This window comes from Burkholderia catarinensis (assembly GCF_001883705.2).
Taxonomy (GTDB): Bacteria; Pseudomonadota; Gammaproteobacteria; order Burkholderiales; family Burkholderiaceae; genus Burkholderia; species Burkholderia catarinensis.
In genome coordinates this window covers 249,746-264,256 of sequence record NZ_MDEQ02000012.1, presented here as the reverse complement: position 1 = coordinate 264,256, position 14,511 = coordinate 249,746, and the positions used below count along the sequence as shown (strand labels likewise).

11 protein-coding genes are annotated in these 14,511 nt (G+C 66.8%); 3 read left to right on the top strand and 8 right to left on the bottom strand.

Annotation, left to right across the window (positions count from 1 at the left end; genetic code table 11):
• Both BFF94_RS21145 and alaS read right to left on the bottom strand, forming a co-directional pair.
• Positions 1-447, bottom strand: a 447-nt coding sequence (locus tag BFF94_RS21145; protein WP_372454252.1) for a POTRA domain-containing protein, incomplete at its 3' end; no start/stop codon positions are given.
• A gap of 770 nt (positions 448-1,217) precedes the next feature.
• The gene (gene alaS / locus BFF94_RS21140) at positions 1,218-3,842 is read right to left on the bottom strand and encodes an alanine--tRNA ligase (protein WP_128846231.1); all 2,625 of its coding nucleotides are present in this window, start codon (positions 3,840-3,842) and stop codon (positions 1,218-1,220) included.
• A 275-nt stretch (positions 3,843-4,117) separates the two neighbouring features.
• On the opposite strand from alaS, the gene BFF94_RS21135 reads away from it, so the two are divergent.
• A complete protein-coding gene (locus BFF94_RS21135; protein WP_219139784.1) occupies positions 4,118-5,338 on the top strand; it encodes a CaiB/BaiF CoA transferase family protein in 1,221 nt (406 codons plus the stop codon).
• Positions 5,339-5,388: 50 nt separating this feature from the next.
• Here BFF94_RS21135 and BFF94_RS21130 read toward each other — a convergent pair whose 3' ends face one another.
• Entirely contained in the window at positions 5,389-5,937 is a 549-nt protein-coding gene (locus BFF94_RS21130) for an RBBP9/YdeN family alpha/beta hydrolase (protein ID WP_219139783.1), read from the bottom strand.
• A 174-nt stretch (positions 5,938-6,111) separates the two neighbouring features.
• Positions 6,112-6,321 carry an ornithine acetyltransferase gene (locus tag BFF94_RS21125; RefSeq protein ID WP_219139782.1) on the bottom strand — a complete coding sequence of 70 codons (210 nt, stop codon included), beginning with the start codon at positions 6,319-6,321 and terminating at the stop codon, positions 6,112-6,114.
• Positions 6,322-6,564: 243 nt separating this feature from the next.
• Between BFF94_RS21125 and BFF94_RS21120 the strand changes: the two genes are divergently transcribed.
• Entirely contained in the window at positions 6,565-8,274 is a 1,710-nt protein-coding gene (locus BFF94_RS21120; protein WP_128847918.1) for a glutamine--tRNA ligase/YqeY domain fusion protein, read from the top strand.
• Between the two features lie 136 nt (positions 8,275-8,410).
• Here BFF94_RS21120 and BFF94_RS21115 read toward each other — a convergent pair whose 3' ends face one another.
• The 3 genes from BFF94_RS21115 to BFF94_RS21105 all read right to left on the bottom strand — a co-directional run bounded on the left by BFF94_RS21115 (position 8,411) and on the right by BFF94_RS21105 (position 11,068).
• Entirely contained in the window at positions 8,411-8,881 is a 471-nt protein-coding gene (locus tag BFF94_RS21115) for an NUDIX hydrolase (RefSeq protein WP_128847920.1), read from the bottom strand.
• 11 nt (positions 8,882-8,892) lie between these two features.
• Positions 8,893-9,279 (bottom strand): hypothetical protein, encoded by a 387-nt coding sequence (locus BFF94_RS21110; RefSeq protein ID WP_128847922.1) that lies wholly within the window; start codon positions 9,277-9,279, stop codon positions 8,893-8,895.
• Positions 9,280-9,718: 439 nt separating this feature from the next.
• Positions 9,719-11,068 carry a cytochrome-c peroxidase gene (locus tag BFF94_RS21105; protein WP_219139781.1) on the bottom strand — a complete coding sequence of 450 codons (1,350 nt, stop codon included), beginning with the start codon at positions 11,066-11,068 and terminating at the stop codon, positions 9,719-9,721.
• Positions 11,069-11,289: 221 nt separating this feature from the next.
• On the opposite strand from BFF94_RS21105, the gene BFF94_RS21100 reads away from it, so the two are divergent.
• Positions 11,290-12,876: an acid phosphatase gene (locus BFF94_RS21100; RefSeq protein WP_162285538.1), complete on the top strand. Its 1,587-nt coding sequence runs from the start codon at positions 11,290-11,292 to the stop codon at positions 12,874-12,876.
• 91 nt (positions 12,877-12,967) lie between these two features.
• On the opposite strand, the gene BFF94_RS21095 is transcribed toward BFF94_RS21100, so the two are convergent.
• Positions 12,968-14,449: an alginate export family protein gene (locus BFF94_RS21095; protein ID WP_128842352.1), complete on the bottom strand. Its 1,482-nt coding sequence runs from the start codon at positions 14,447-14,449 to the stop codon at positions 12,968-12,970.
• Positions 14,450-14,511: the final 62 nt, after the last annotated feature.

The following is a 14,511-nucleotide window of genomic DNA, read 5'->3' as shown; positions in this document are numbered from 1 at the left end:
GAGCACGCGCGAGCGGTTGTTCAGTTCGATCTTCCCGTAGCGGCCTTCGACCACGTCGATGCGCACGACGCCGTCGTCGATTTCCTGGTGCGGCAGATAGGCACGCGCGAGCACATAGCCACGCTCGCGGTAGTAGGTCGTGATTCGGGCGGCCGCCTGCTGCAGCTCGGCGAAGCTCAGGTCGCGCCCGGCGAGATCGGCGACGAGCGGCAGCAGCGTGCCGCTGTCGAACACGCGGTTGCCGTCGAGCGTGAACGCCCGCACCTGCACGCGCGGCCCGGTATCGGGGAGCGGTGCCTGCGCGTCATCGGACTTCGGGATGTCGAGGGCGGGTGCGGTGGTGGAAGGAAGGGTCGGGCGCGGCGTTTCGATATCGCGCATCGCCTGCCCGGCGTTCGGCACTTGTGCTTGCGCGTGCGCGGCGAACAGCACGGCGCCGACACTCACCGCCAGCGCGACGCCGAACGGTGCGCGGCGCCGCAGCGGTGCCGCGCCGTGGGCGCCGTGGGTGCCGTGACAAGGACACCGATCGGCACACGATCGGCAACGGTTCCAGCACCGGACATGAGCCAGCTTCCGAACGACACACATGAAACGCACCACTCGAGATTGACAGGACGATCGGGACCGATTCGTCAGCGGCAAATGTTACCTAACGCAATCCTTTCTATCTGTAGTACGCGTATCAAAATTAGTTAACTTTCTTCTATTAATAAGTCTCGTTCGAATTTAATTTCCATTCGAATGAAATTCGGCCACGACAAAACAATCGCGATTGCCGACTCAGCGGCAAACACCGCCACAACCGGCTCTCGCGCGCCTGCCGATGGATGGCCGACGGCATTCAGCGCACCGGAAAAGCGCACGGAAATCCAATTCGTCGAGTCGAAATAAAAAATCGGTCAAGACAAGATTGACCGAAACGACATGCACGCAAATGGAATCAGGATCCAGGTGCGATTGATCGGGATGTTTCGAGGTATTTCGTCACGCATTTCGCGAATTGAGCGCGGCGACGGCAGCGAATCGCGAATTGGAGGGAGGAGGATGTGTGAGGTGGCGGCTCACCGTCCGGCCGCGACCGGCATCCGCACGGACCGCGCCTGCGGCGCACGAACCGCCGAATGTCAGCAAAACCGCCGCGATGCCGGGGGAGGCCCGAACGTCGCCGGCATCGGGCGACGGCGCCGCGTTGCACGGCGCCGTCGTCGTTCCGATTACAGCCGCTCTTCGACCCAGCCCTTCACGCCGGCCAGCGCGCCCGGCAGGTTCGCCGGTTCGGTGCCGCCCGCCTGCGCCATATCGGGGCGGCCGCCGCCCTTGCCACCGACCTGCTGCGCGACGAAATTCACGAGCTCGCCGGCCTTGACCTTCTTGCTCGCGTCGGGCGTGACGCCCGCGATCAGGCTGACCTTGCCGCCTTCGACGGCCGCCAGCACGATCGCCGCGCTCTTCAGCTTGTCCTTCAGCTTGTCGACCGTCTCGCGCAGCGTCTTCGCATCCGCGCCGTCGAGCGTCGCGGCCAGCACGTACACGCCGCCGATTTCGACGGCCTGCTGCACGAGCTCGTCGCCCTGGCTCGAGGCGAGCTTCGACTTCAGCGCGCCCAGCTCCTTCTCGAGCGACTTCACCTGGTCCTGCACCTGCGCGATGCGCTGCGTGAGCTCCGACGGCTGCACCTTCAGCGCGGCCGCGGCTTCGTTCACGCGCGCGTCGAGTTCCTGCACGTAGCGCACCGCGTTGTCGCCGGTGATCGCCTCGACGCGGCGGATGCCGGCCGCGACGCCGCCTTCGACGACGATCTTGAAGAAGCCGATGTCGCCGCTGCGGCTCACGTGCGTGCCGCCGCACAGTTCGCGCGAGAAGCCGAGGTCGAGCACGCGCACTTCATCGCCGTACTTCTCGCCGAACAGCGCCATCGCGCCGCCCTTCACCGCTTCGTCGTACGGCATCACGCGCACGATGCCCGGCGCGTTCGCGAGGATTTCGTTGTTGACGATCTGCTCGACGCGACGGATTTCGTCGTCGGTCATCGGCGCGTTGTGCGCGAAGTCGAAGCGGGTTTTTTCCGCGTCGACCAGCGAACCCTTCTGCTGCACGTGCGCACCGAGCACCTCGCGCAGCGCCTTGTGCATCAGGTGGGTGGCCGAGTGATTGCGCTGCGTGCGAGCGCGGCGATGCGCGTCGATCTCCGCGCGCAGCACGTCGCCGACCTTCAGCGAGCCCTGCTCGAGCGTGCCGTGATGGCCGACCACGTCGGCCTGCACCTTCAGCGTGTCGGCCACCGCGAAGCGCGTCGCGGCATTCGCGAGCACGCCCTGGTCGCCGACCTGGCCGCCCGATTCCGCGTAGAACGGCGTGTGGTCGAGCACGACGACCGCATCCTGGCCGGTCTTCACTTCGTTGACCGACGAGCCGTCGACGTACAGCGCGACGACCTTCGCGTCGTCGAACGCGATTTCCTCATAGCCGTGGAAGGTGGTTTTCGCGCCGGTGTATTCGAGGCCCTGCGTGGCCTTGAACTTGCCGGCCGCACGCGCCTGCTCGCGCTGGCGCGCCATCGCGTCGTCGAACGCCGGCTCGTCGACCGTCATCCCGCGCTCGCGGCACACGTCGGCCGTGAGGTCGAGCGGGAAACCGTAGGTGTCGTGCAGCTTGAACGCGAGTTCGCCGTCGAGCACCTTGCCGCCCTTCGCCTCGACGTCGGCCAGCGCGGCCTCGAGGATCGACATCCCGTGCTCGATCGTCTCGAAGAAGCGCTCTTCTTCCTGGCGCAGCACGTCGGTCACGCGCTGTTCGGCTTCCTTCAGCTCCGGATACGCGGCGCCCATCTCGGCGACGAGGTCGGCCACCAGCTTGTGGAAGAACGAACCCTTGCGGCCGAGCTTGTAGCCGTGGCGGATCGCGCGGCGCACGATCCGGCGCAGCACGTAGCCGCGGCCTTCGTTGCCGGGAATCACGCCGTCGACGATCAGGAACGAGCACGCGCGGATGTGATCGGCGATCACCTTCAGCGAGTTGTTGGTGAGGTCGCTGATCTCGGTGACGCGCGCGGCGGCCTTGATCAGGTTCTGGAACAGGTCGATCTCGTAGTTGCTGTGCACGTGCTGCAGCACCGCGGCGAGGCGCTCGAGGCCCATGCCGGTGTCGACCGACTGCTTCGGCAGACGCGTCATGTTGCCCTGCGCGTCGCGGTTGAACTGCATGAACACGAGGTTCCAGATCTCGATGTAGCGGTCGCCGTCTTCCTCGGCCGACCCCGGCGGGCCACCCCACACGTCCGGGCCGTGATCGTAGAAGATCTCGGTGCACGGGCCGCACGGGCCCGTATCACCCATCGTCCAGAAGTTGTCCGACGCGTAGCGCGCGCCCTTGTTGTCGCCGATCCGGATGATGCGCTCGGCCGGCACGCCGACTTCCTTCGCCCAGATGTCGTATGCCTCGTCATCTTCCTGGTAGACGGTGAGCCACAGCTTGTCCTTCGGCAACTGGTAGACCGTGGTCAGCAGTTCCCACGCGAACCGGATCGCGTCGTGCTTGAAGTAGTCGCCGAACGAGAAGTTGCCGAGCATCTCGAAGAACGTGTGGTGGCGCGCCGTGTAGCCGACGTTCTCGAGGTCGTTGTGCTTGCCGCCCGCGCGCACGCTGCGCTGCGCGGTCGTGGCGCGCGAATACGGCCGAGGGTCCGTGCCGAGGAAGACGTCCTTGAACTGGACCATGCCCGAGTTCGTGAACATCAGCGTCGGGTCGTTACCGGGCACGAGGCTCGACGAGCGGACGATCGTATGGCCCTTCGATTCGAAGAATTTGAGGAATTTCTCGCGGATTTCGGCAGCTTTCATGGCGTGCGGGGAGGTCTGGCAAAGACGGCTTCAAACGCCGGCGAACCTTGCGGACGCACGGCGGCAAATGTATCGTGGACCGTCGATTATACGATACAGGCCGCCGCCCCAGACGACGGCGTCGCCCGGGCGGCCCGGCTCGCCGGACGACCTCGCCGGGCCACCCGCGCGGCCGATTCGACTTAAGATGCTCGGCATGCCATTTTGCCTCCGGGGCCTGCTCACGCCGATGACAGGCTCCGGCAAGGCCAGCCATGAAAGGAGACGATTCGACGATGGGTGCCCTGAGCCATATCCGCGTACTGGACCTCACCCGCGTGCTCGCGGGCCCGTGGTGCGCGCAGACGCTTGCCGATTTCGGCGCGGACGTGATCAAGGTCGAGCGCCCGGGCGCCGGCGACGACACGCGCCACTGGGGGCCGCCGTACCTGAAGGACGCGAACGGTGCGGATACCGCCGAAGCCGCGTACTACCTCGCGGCGAACCGCAACAAGCGCTCGGTGACGATCGACATCGCGACGCCCGAGGGCCAGCAGATCGTGCGCGAGCTCGCCGCGCAAAGCGACGTCGTGCTCGAGAACTACAAGGTCGGGCAGCTGAAGAAATACGGGCTCGATTACGACTCGCTGCGCGCGGTGAAGCCCGATCTCGTCTACTGCTCGGTCACCGGCTTCGGCCAGACGGGCCCGTACGCGCACCGCGCGGGCTACGACTTCATCGTCCAGGGGATCGGCGGCTTCATGAGCATCACGGGCGAGCGCGACGGCGAGCCGGGCGGCGGCCCGCAGAAGGCCGGCGTCGCGATCGCCGATCTCGCGACAGGCCTCTACTCGACCATCGCCGTGCTCGCCGCGCTCGCGCACCGCGACCGCACCGGCGAAGGCCAGTACATCGACATGGCGCTGCTCGACGTGCAGGTCGCGCTGCTCGCGAACATGAACACCAACTTCCTCGCGAGCGGCAAGCCGCCGGTGCGCTGGGGCAACGCGCATCCGAACATCGTGCCGTACCAGACGTTCCAGACGAGCGACGGGTGGATCATCGTCGCGGTGGGCAACGACGGGCAGTTCCGCAAGTTCGTCGAGGCCGGCGGCCGGCCCGAACTGGCCGACGACGAGCGCTTCGCGGCAAACCCGTCGCGCGTGCGCCACCGCGACACGCTGGTGCCGATCCTCGCGGAGATGGTGAAGGCGCGCGGCAAGGCCGACTGGATCGATACGCTCGAGGCGGCCGGCGTGCCGTGCGGGCCGATCAACGATCTCGACGAGGTGTTCGCCAACGAGCAGGTGGTCGCGCGCGGGATGCAGGTCGAACTGCCGCATCCGTGCGGCGCGGACGTGAAGCTCGTGCGCAACCCGATCCGGATGAGCGCGACGCCGCCCGACGCGCGCACGGCACCGCCGCTGCTCGGCGCGCAGACCGACGACGTGCTGCGCGACATGCTCGGCTACGACGATGCGCGGATTGCGGCGCTGAAGGCGAAGCAGGCGATCTGACGATCTGACGATCGGCCGCCGCGGCGGCTCGCGTGACGGCGGTTGACTGGCTAGCGCGCGAGCGCGTCCAGCCAGCCGCGCGCAGCCGGCCAGTCGCCAAGCCCGCTGTCCGCGTTGATGTGGCCGCGCGGGCCGATATCGTGGAATGCGCTGCCCCATGCGTTCGCACAGGAGCGTGCAAACGCGAGCGACCCATACGGATCGTCGCTGCTGGCAACGACACAGGTCGGAAACGGCAGCCGCTCGCGCGGCACGGGCCCGAAGCCGTGCGCGTCGGCCGGAAACGCCGGCCCGGCGGGATCGGGCAGCGCGACGAGCAGCGCGCCGCGTACTTTCGCGAGCGCGGCCGGGCGCGCATAGCGCGTCGCCCACCACGCGGTGGTCAGCGTGCCGAGGCTGTGGCCGGCGATCAGCACCGGCCCGCGCGCGGCTTCGACCGCACGGTCGAGCGCGAGGCACCAGCCGTTGCGAAACGCACGGTCCCAGTCGGGCATCGCGACGCGCGAGAAGCGCGCATCGGCGCGCTCCCAGCGGCTCTGCCAGTGAAGCGGGCCCGAATTGGCGTAGCCCGGCAGGACGAAAACGAGGGGGTCGCTCATGGAAGGATTCGTCGACGCGGCGCGTCGTGATGTGGCGTCGACGAAGTGTCGCACACCCTCCTCTCCCTGATGCTGCCTGTCAAAAACCGGAAGGGTATGCGCGACGCAAGAGAAGGTCGCGACACGTTCAGGACGGTGTCACGACCGGCCGGCGCTCGGCGGCGCCGGCTTCGATCAACGTACGCCGGCGCCGACCAGGCCGCCTGCCGCCGCGCCGGCAACCGTGCCGAGCGGGCCGCCCGTCACCAGATAGCCGAGCGCGCCGCCCGCGGCCGCGCCGATACCGGCATTGCGTTGCGTATGCGTCATCGCGCAGGCGCCGAGTTGCGACAGGGCCGCGACGATCACCGCGGTACGAACGAGAAAAGTGGTCTTCTTCATCATGATTATTGGTTTCCTCCCGCCGCGCGGCAACGCGAACGGCGGCATTGAATCGGTGAAGCCATCATAGGGAACGCCAAACGGCCCGGGCAAACCGATTTACCTCGTGTTACAGCCGACACAATATCGAGATAAACCGGCGAACCCGCCCCCGCCATGCCGCAAGCCGCGCGGGAGGGAGCCCGGTCAGGTAGAATCATGGGATTAAACCGGCGCGACGCGCCGACACAACCTGACGCCAACCGCATGAGCACCGAACGCAACGACGCCCCCGCGGCTTCCAATTTCATCCGCAACATCATCGACGACGACAACCGCACCGGCAAATGGGGCGGCCGCGTCGAGACGCGCTTCCCGCCCGAGCCGAACGGCTATCTGCACATCGGCCACGCGAAGAGCATCTGCCTGAACTTCAGCGTCGCGCGCGACTACGGCGGCGTGTGCCACCTGCGCTTCGACGACACGAACCCGGAAAAGGAAAGCGTCGAGTACGTCGACTCGATCGTCGACGCGGTGCGCTGGCTCGGTTTCGACTGGCGCAAGGACGCGGTCGATCACCAGTATTTCGCGAGCGACTACTACGACAAGCTGTACGAGTTCGCCGAGCTGCTGATCAAGCGCGGCCGTGCCTATGTCGACAGCCAGAGCGCCGATGAAATGCGCGCGGGCCGCGGCTCGCTGACGGAAGGCGGCAAGCCGTCGCCGTTCCGCGAGCGCACGCCGGAAGAAAACCTCGACCTGTTCCGCCGCATGAAGGCCGGCGAGTTCAAGGAAGGCGATCACGTGCTGCGCGCGAAGATCGACATGGCGTCGCCGAACATGAACATGCGCGACCCGGTGATCTACCGGATCCGCTACGCGCACCACTACCGCACCGGCGACGCATGGTGCGTGTATCCGATGTACGACTACACGCACTGCATCTCGGATGCGCTCGAAGGCATCACGCATTCGCTGTGCACGCTCGAATTCGAGGATCACCGCCCGCTGTACGACTGGGTGCTGAACGAACTCGCGGAAGCCGGCATGTTCACGCGCCCGCTGCCGCAGCAGATCGAATTCTCGCGGCTGAACCTCACGTACGCGATCACCAGCAAGCGCAAGCTGCTGCAGCTCGTCACCGAAGGCCACGTCGACGGCTGGGACGACCCGCGGATGCCGACGATCGTCGGCGTGCGCCGCCGCGGCTTCACGCCGGAAAGCATCCACCTGTTCTGCGAGCGGATCGGCGTGACGAAGATCGATTCGTGGATCGACATGAGCATCTTCGAAGGCGCGCTGCGCGACGACCTCGACGACAAGGCGGCCCGCACGGCCGCGGTGCTCGATCCGCTGAAGCTCGTGATCGACAACTATCCGGAAGACCTCGAGGAAGCGTGCACGGCGCCCGTGCATCCGCACCACCCGGACCGCGGCGTGCGCACGTTCCCGATCTCGCGCGAACTGTGGATCGAGCGCGAGGATTTCATCGAGACCCCGCCGAAGGGCTATTTCCGCCTGTTCCCGGGCAACAAGGTGCGCCTGCGCTACGGCTACGTGATCGAATGCACGGGCTTCGACAAGGACGCCGACGGCAACGTGACGGCCGTGCACTGCAACTACTTCCCGGACAGCAAGTCGGGCACCGAAGGCGCGAACACGTACAAGGTCAAGGGCAACATCCACTGGGTCAGCGCGAAGCATGCGCAGCCGGCCGAAGTGCGGATCTACGACCGCCTGTTCAAGGAGCCGCACCCGGACGCGGGCGGCGCGAACTTCCTCGAGGCGCTGAATCCCGATTCGAAGAAGATCGTGCACGCGTACCTCGAGCCGGGCAACGGCGACATCGCGCCGGAAACGCGCCTGCAGTTCGAGCGCCACGGCTACTTCGTTGCCGACCGGGTCGATTCGAAGCCGGGCAAGCCGGTGTTCAACCGGATCGTCGGGCTGCGCGACAGCTGGGGCAAGCCGGCCTGACCGCCTGCCCCGCGCGCGGCGCGCGGCCTCGGGCCGCCGTCGTGCGATGATAAAAAAAACGGCCCGAGGGCCGTTTTTTTATTGCATGCATCGAAACGAAGCCACGCACCGCGGCAGCGAACGCCGCCGCGTTCATTCACGCACCGGACAGCCGCCGATGCAGGTCCGCCAGCGACAGCTTCGTGCGAAACAGCCGCGCGAGGCTGCGGCTCGCATACGTGTCGATATCGCCCGGCACGGTCCAGCGATACGCATCCATCTCGGGAATCATCGAGCCGTCGCGACGGCTCGGGAACAGCGACGTGCACGTGCAGCGCGCGGGATCGATCTCGCCTTCGCCCACCTGCACCGCGAACAGGTGCAGATCCTTGTCGTGCCGGTATGCGAAGCGGCCGAGATCGAGCAGCCGCGCCGGCGCGAATTCGATGCCGGTTTCCTCGAGCAGTTCGCGCAGCGCGGCATCGGCCGGCGTCTCGCCCGGTTCGCCCTGCCCTTTCGGGATATCCCAGTGCGTGGTGTCCGTCGCGTGCGCGAGGAACACGCGGCCAGCCGCATCGAGGATCACGACGCCGCACGACACCGTGCGCGGCGCGCCGCCCCGCTTCATCACACGCGTGCTCAGCGCTTCTGCAGCTGCCACTTGCCCGCGGCCGTCTTGCAGTAGACGGGCTTGAGCGTCATCGTCTGGCCCTTCGCGGTGATTTCGGTCGTGATTTCGCGGCAGGTCTTGCCGTCCGTCTCGGTCGTGTTCGGCGTGAGCTTCGCTTCGATCTGCGTGCGGCGGCTGCTGTTCTGCCACGTCGTGGCCTCGCCGTCCTTGCCTTCGTCGCGCACCTTCGCGACGGCCTTCGACAGCGACGCCGTGTCGGCCCTGCTGAAATAGCTGAGCGGCGTGTCGTTCAGGAAGTTCAGGTTGTTCTGCGCATGGGCGGGCAGCATCGCGGCTGCGCACGCAGCGCCGGCCAGTACACGCGTGACGACGAAAAGGGATGCACGCATCGACATGTTGTTCTCCTTGGATGTTCGATCGAACGGCGCGGTGCATGCCGGCGAACCGGGGGCCGGCCATCCGGCACGCACCGCGCCCGTCAGCGAGCGAGCATAGCATGCGTGCCGCAACGAATGACTTCCAGGGCCTGTTCCCGCCAATAACGGGCTTGCGAACGTGCCTTGCCGGCCGTCCCCCAAGGGGACTTCCTTCGGGGCGCGTGCAAGGAGTAAGGAGCGCCGTTTGGCCGAGCCAAACAAGCGACGCGCGACGCCGCAATGCGGCCGGCAAGGCACGTTCCCCTGTTTGGAAAAAATCATTCGTGGGGCTGGCCCCCAGAAGGGCCGATCGCCGCGTCATACTCCTCGCGAATACGTCGAGTATTCGCTTCGTCGCATTCCTTGCGCTCGGCCCTTCTGGGGGCCAGCGCAAGCCCGTTATTAGCGTGAACAGGCCCTAGTGCGCGGCCGGCGCAGCCGTTTGCTGATATCCGTCAGTCAGCGTGCCGAGGAACGCGATCACGTCCTTGATCTCGGCCGCGTTCAGCGCCGGCTGCTCGCCGCGCTTGCGGTCGAACGGCGGCTCGCGGTTGATGTTCGGCCAGTAGCGCTTCGGCAGATCGTCGTAGATCTGCACGTTGCCGTGCACGACCGGATAGAACTTCTCCGGATGGATGTCGCGCTCGACGTAGAAGCGCATCACGTCCTCGAGCGTGTGATACACGCCGTTGTGGAAGAACGTCTTGCGCAGCGCGACGTTGCGCAGCGACGGCGTGCGGAACAGCCCGCAGAATTCGTCGCGGCCCTTCAGGTCGGTGCGCTCGGGGCCGCACGCGCCGAGATCGTGGAAGCGCGGATCGCGATTGACGGGCAGCGCGCGGTTGCGCGGCACCGCGATCGCGATCAGCCCGAAATCGCTGAACTGCGGCGGGCCGCCTTCGAGCGTGCGCTGGCTCACGTGGCAGCTCGCGCAGTTGCCCTTCTTCTCGTCGTTGAACAGCTGCAGCCCGCGCAGCTCCGCAGGCGTGAGCTGCGCATGGCCGGCCAGATAGGCGTCGTACTTGCTCGTGTACGGATCGAACAGCGCCGGCTGCTGCTGGAATGCGTCGAGCGCGCGCAGCACCGCGCCGAAAGTCGCCTGGTCGTCGCCCAGGACCTGATCGCCGAACGCCTTGCGGAACGCGTCGGCATAGGGTGCGGCGCGAACCGCCTTCGCAACCCGCGCCGGCGAGCTGCTCATCTCGAATGGCGACGTGAGGGGAATGCGCGCCTGCGCATCGCGCGTGTCAACGCGACCATCCCAGGTCAGCCCGCCGGTCGGACCCGCGTCGATGCTTTCGTCACCTTCGTCCGGCGAATCGTGGAAGTGCTCGCTGAACGGAGGGATACCGCGCAGGTACTTCAGCGAAGGCACCGCGCGAAAGCCCGTGCGGTGCATGTCGTCGCCGCCGAGCTGCACCGACAGCGCGTTCGGCGGCCCGAACGCATGCTCGGCGCTATGGCACGACGCGCATGCGAGCTTGCCGGACCCCGACAGCGACGGATCGAAGAACAACTGCTTGCCGAGCGCCGTCATCTGCTTCACGCCCTCGAATACCTGCGCGCGCGTCTGCGGCTGGCTGGCCGGCGCGACCGCCGGAGCGGCCGGAGCGGCCTGTGCCGCCGGCACGACGGACGCGGCCGGCGCATTCGAGCCGGGCCGCGCATCGCAACCGGCAAGCGCCGCGAGTCCGCCAACCAGTGCCAGCGTCGCCGCGGCAGGGATCAGCGATCGCGTGAATGCAAAGGATTTCAGAAGGCTGAGCATCGTCGTTCTTCTTGTAGCGGTGGACAATCGGCCGGAGCTTATGTCAATTCCGTGACCGTTGCATGACGTTCGACCGACAGTTAATTGAAAGCACCCCTACACCTGCCTGTCAAATCGGTTCCAGATAATGCGCGCAGCCGGTCGGTGTCCCGAGGTTCGTGCACCGGCCCTACGCCACCCCGGTTCCCACACGCGACAAACGACGAAAGAGAGAAAATCGCATGAAGAAGCACGCCTGGATTCGCTACACGCCGATCGCCCTCGCGGCCGCGCTCAGCCTGACCGCCTGCGGCGGCGACGACGTCACGCAGCAAGGCCTGTCGGCCGTCAAGAACGTCGTCGTGATCTATGCGGAAAACCGCAGCTTCGACAACCTGTACGGCAACTTCCCGGGCGCGAACGGTCTGCAGAACGCGACGGCGGCGAACTCGGTGCAGAAGGATCGCGACGGCTCGACGATGGCGACGTTGCCGAAGATCTGGGGCGGCCTGACCGCGACCGGCATCACGCCGGCGGTTACCGAGGCAATGACGGCGAACCTGCCGAACGCGCCGTTCGCGATCGACGATCCGAAGGGCTTCAACCAGTCGATGAGCATCGCGACGCGCGACATCGTGCACCGCTTCTACCAGGACCAGATGCAGATCAACGGCGGCAAGAACGACATGTATGCCGCATGGACCGATGCAGGCGGCCTGACGATGGGTCACTACACGGCGGATCCGTCGAAGCTGCCGCTGTGGAAGATGGCGCAGCAGTACGTGCTGGCCGACAACTTCTTCATGGGCGCGTTCGGCGGCTCGTTCCTGAACCACCAGTACCTGATCTGCGCGTGCGCGCCGTTCTACGCGAACGCCGACAAGAGCCCGGCGGCCGGCAAGATCGCAGCCCTGAACGCCGACGGCAAGTCGCTGAAGGTCGCCACGAACTCGCCGGCCTCCGCGCTGAGCGGGCCGCCGAAGTTCGTCAACGACGGCGCGCTGACGCCTGACTTCTACGGCGTCAATACGATGCAGCCGGCGTACCAGCCGAGCGGCAACAAGGCAGCCACGGGCGGCGACCCGCTGCTCGCCGACCCGGCCAATCCGTCGACGATGCCACCGCAGACGGCGACCAACATCGGCGACCTGATGACCAACGCGGGCGTCTCGTGGGCATGGTATGGCGGCGCATGGGGCCAGGCGCTGCAGGCGAGTCAGAACGGTACGTCGAACGTGATCTACGGAGCCGATCTCTCGACGCCGAACTTCCAGCCGCACCACCAGCCGTTCAACTACTTCGCGAACCAGGCACCGGGCACCGCGAACCGTGCGCAGCATCTGCTCGACGGCGGCGCGAACGGAGCCGAGTTCATCAAGGCGATCGACGCGGGCACGCTGCCGCAGGTCGCGTTCTACAAGCCGCAGGGCAACCTGAACGAGCACCCGGGCTACACGGACGTCACCTCCGGCGATCAGCACATCGCCGACGTGATCGCGCACCTGCAGGCAAGCCCGCAGTGGAAGAACATGGTCGTCGTCGTCACGTACGACGAAAACGGCGGCTTCTGGGATCATGCCGTGCCGCCGAACGCCGATCGCTGGGGCCCGGGCACCCGCATTCCGGCGCTGATCGTGTCGCCGTATGCGAAGAAGGGCTTCGTGGACCACACCCAGTACGACACGGGTTCGATCCTGCGCTTCATCACGCGCCGCTTCTCGCTGCCGCGCCTCGCGGGCCTGCAGCAGCGCGACGACGCACTGAAGGCGAACGGCGCGCAGCCGATGGGCGACCTGACGAACGCGCTCGCGCTGTCGCCGAACCTGTAACGGCATCGGGCCGGCGGCGCTGCCGGCCCCGACGAACGAAGGGCGGCCGAGGCCGCCCTTTTTCATGGATGCGCGTCGCCGCGCCCTTTCGTCACCAGCCGTACTTGAGCTCGACGCCGACATAGTCGGCGTTGTGCCCGCCCGCCTGCCGGATCGCGTCGCCGACCTGGAAGTGCACGGCCTCGACCGCGCCGATCAGGTTCGCGGCGATCGTCCAGTCCGCACGCAGCTGCACGTACATCCCCGTCCACAACCCGCCCTTGCCGGCCGTGCCCGGCACGACCGCGTTGCCCTGCTGGTAGACCGCATCGCCGGTCGTCTCCCGCCATTGGAAACCCAGCGCGCCGAGCAGCGACAGGTTCGCCGACGGCTTCAGCGTCACCGAAGGCTTCACATGGATCAGGTTCGAATACCCTGTGTAGCCCGCGAGCGTGAAGTAATAGCCGTTCGGAAACAGCGGATTAAAGGTGCCGACACGGCCGTCGTGCGGATGCCGGTCGCCCGACGCCGCATCGACCTGCAGCGCAACGCGTGGCGACCACGGCATGTCGAGCTTGTAGCCCGCGATCGAGCCGACGGCCCACGCGCCGATCGTGTTGTTGCCCACCGTCCCGGTCTGCAGCATCGTCTCGAGATCCCAGTCGAAACGACCCTGCGTGCCCGAGTAGCGCAAGTCCCACACGTCCCGATGCTCGGGACCGCTCGCATCGAGAAAGCGCGCGTTGGTGCGGTTGTAGCGCGACCAGTAGCCGGACAGGTCGCCCGGCCCGACCGACTGCCGCTCGAAGCGCACGCCGCTGAACGTGAGGTCGCGGTTCGACACATCGTCGAACGCGGACACGGTGCGGTTCTGCACGGGCTGGGTCGCATAGCCGATGAAGCGCCACTTCCCGTATTCGTAATCGGCCCACACCCCATCGAACGCCTGCCGCACGTTCGGGCCGTCGCGCGCGGCGATGAAGCGCTGCAGATCGAATGCCATCTCCTGCCGGCCGACACGGAACTTGAACGTGCCACCGCCAAGCGCACCCGTGTAGGTTGCGAACGCCTGCTCGAGATCAAGCGGGTTCCTGTCGACCGGCGAGATCGTGTTCTTGCCGAACGCGCGTGCGTCCTGCAATTGCGCGAAGAACTGCCAGTGCTGGCCGAGATGCGCATCGGCATGCACTTCGACTCGCTGAATCAGGTACGTATCCGATTGCGCGGAACCGATGCCGAACAGCGGCGCGTCGTTGGTCTCGAGGCGCTCGCGCAGGTTCACGCCGAGCGACAGATAGGATGCCGGATCGTTGCCGAGCGGAATGTATTTCAACCCGTCGAGCGGCGCGCGCGGCACGCACGGATTCGCGAGCACCGACCAGTCCTCCTGCCAGCGATTGAACAGCACGGTCGGCCGCTTGGCCGTGCACGTCGATGCAGTGCCGTCCGCAGCCGGTGCGGGTGCCGTGGTCGTGGTCGCCGCTTCCGCGAACGCCGCATCGGCGCCCGCGAACAGCAGCCCCGCGACGACCGACGCACGGGCCGCGCGGTCGAGCCGGTAGCCCCGCATGGCTGCGATACCCCGTTTTCTCATGGCAGCCATCCATTCACGGCTGCGTTCGTCAACGCGGCCCGCGCGTCCCGCGCAGCCGCGAC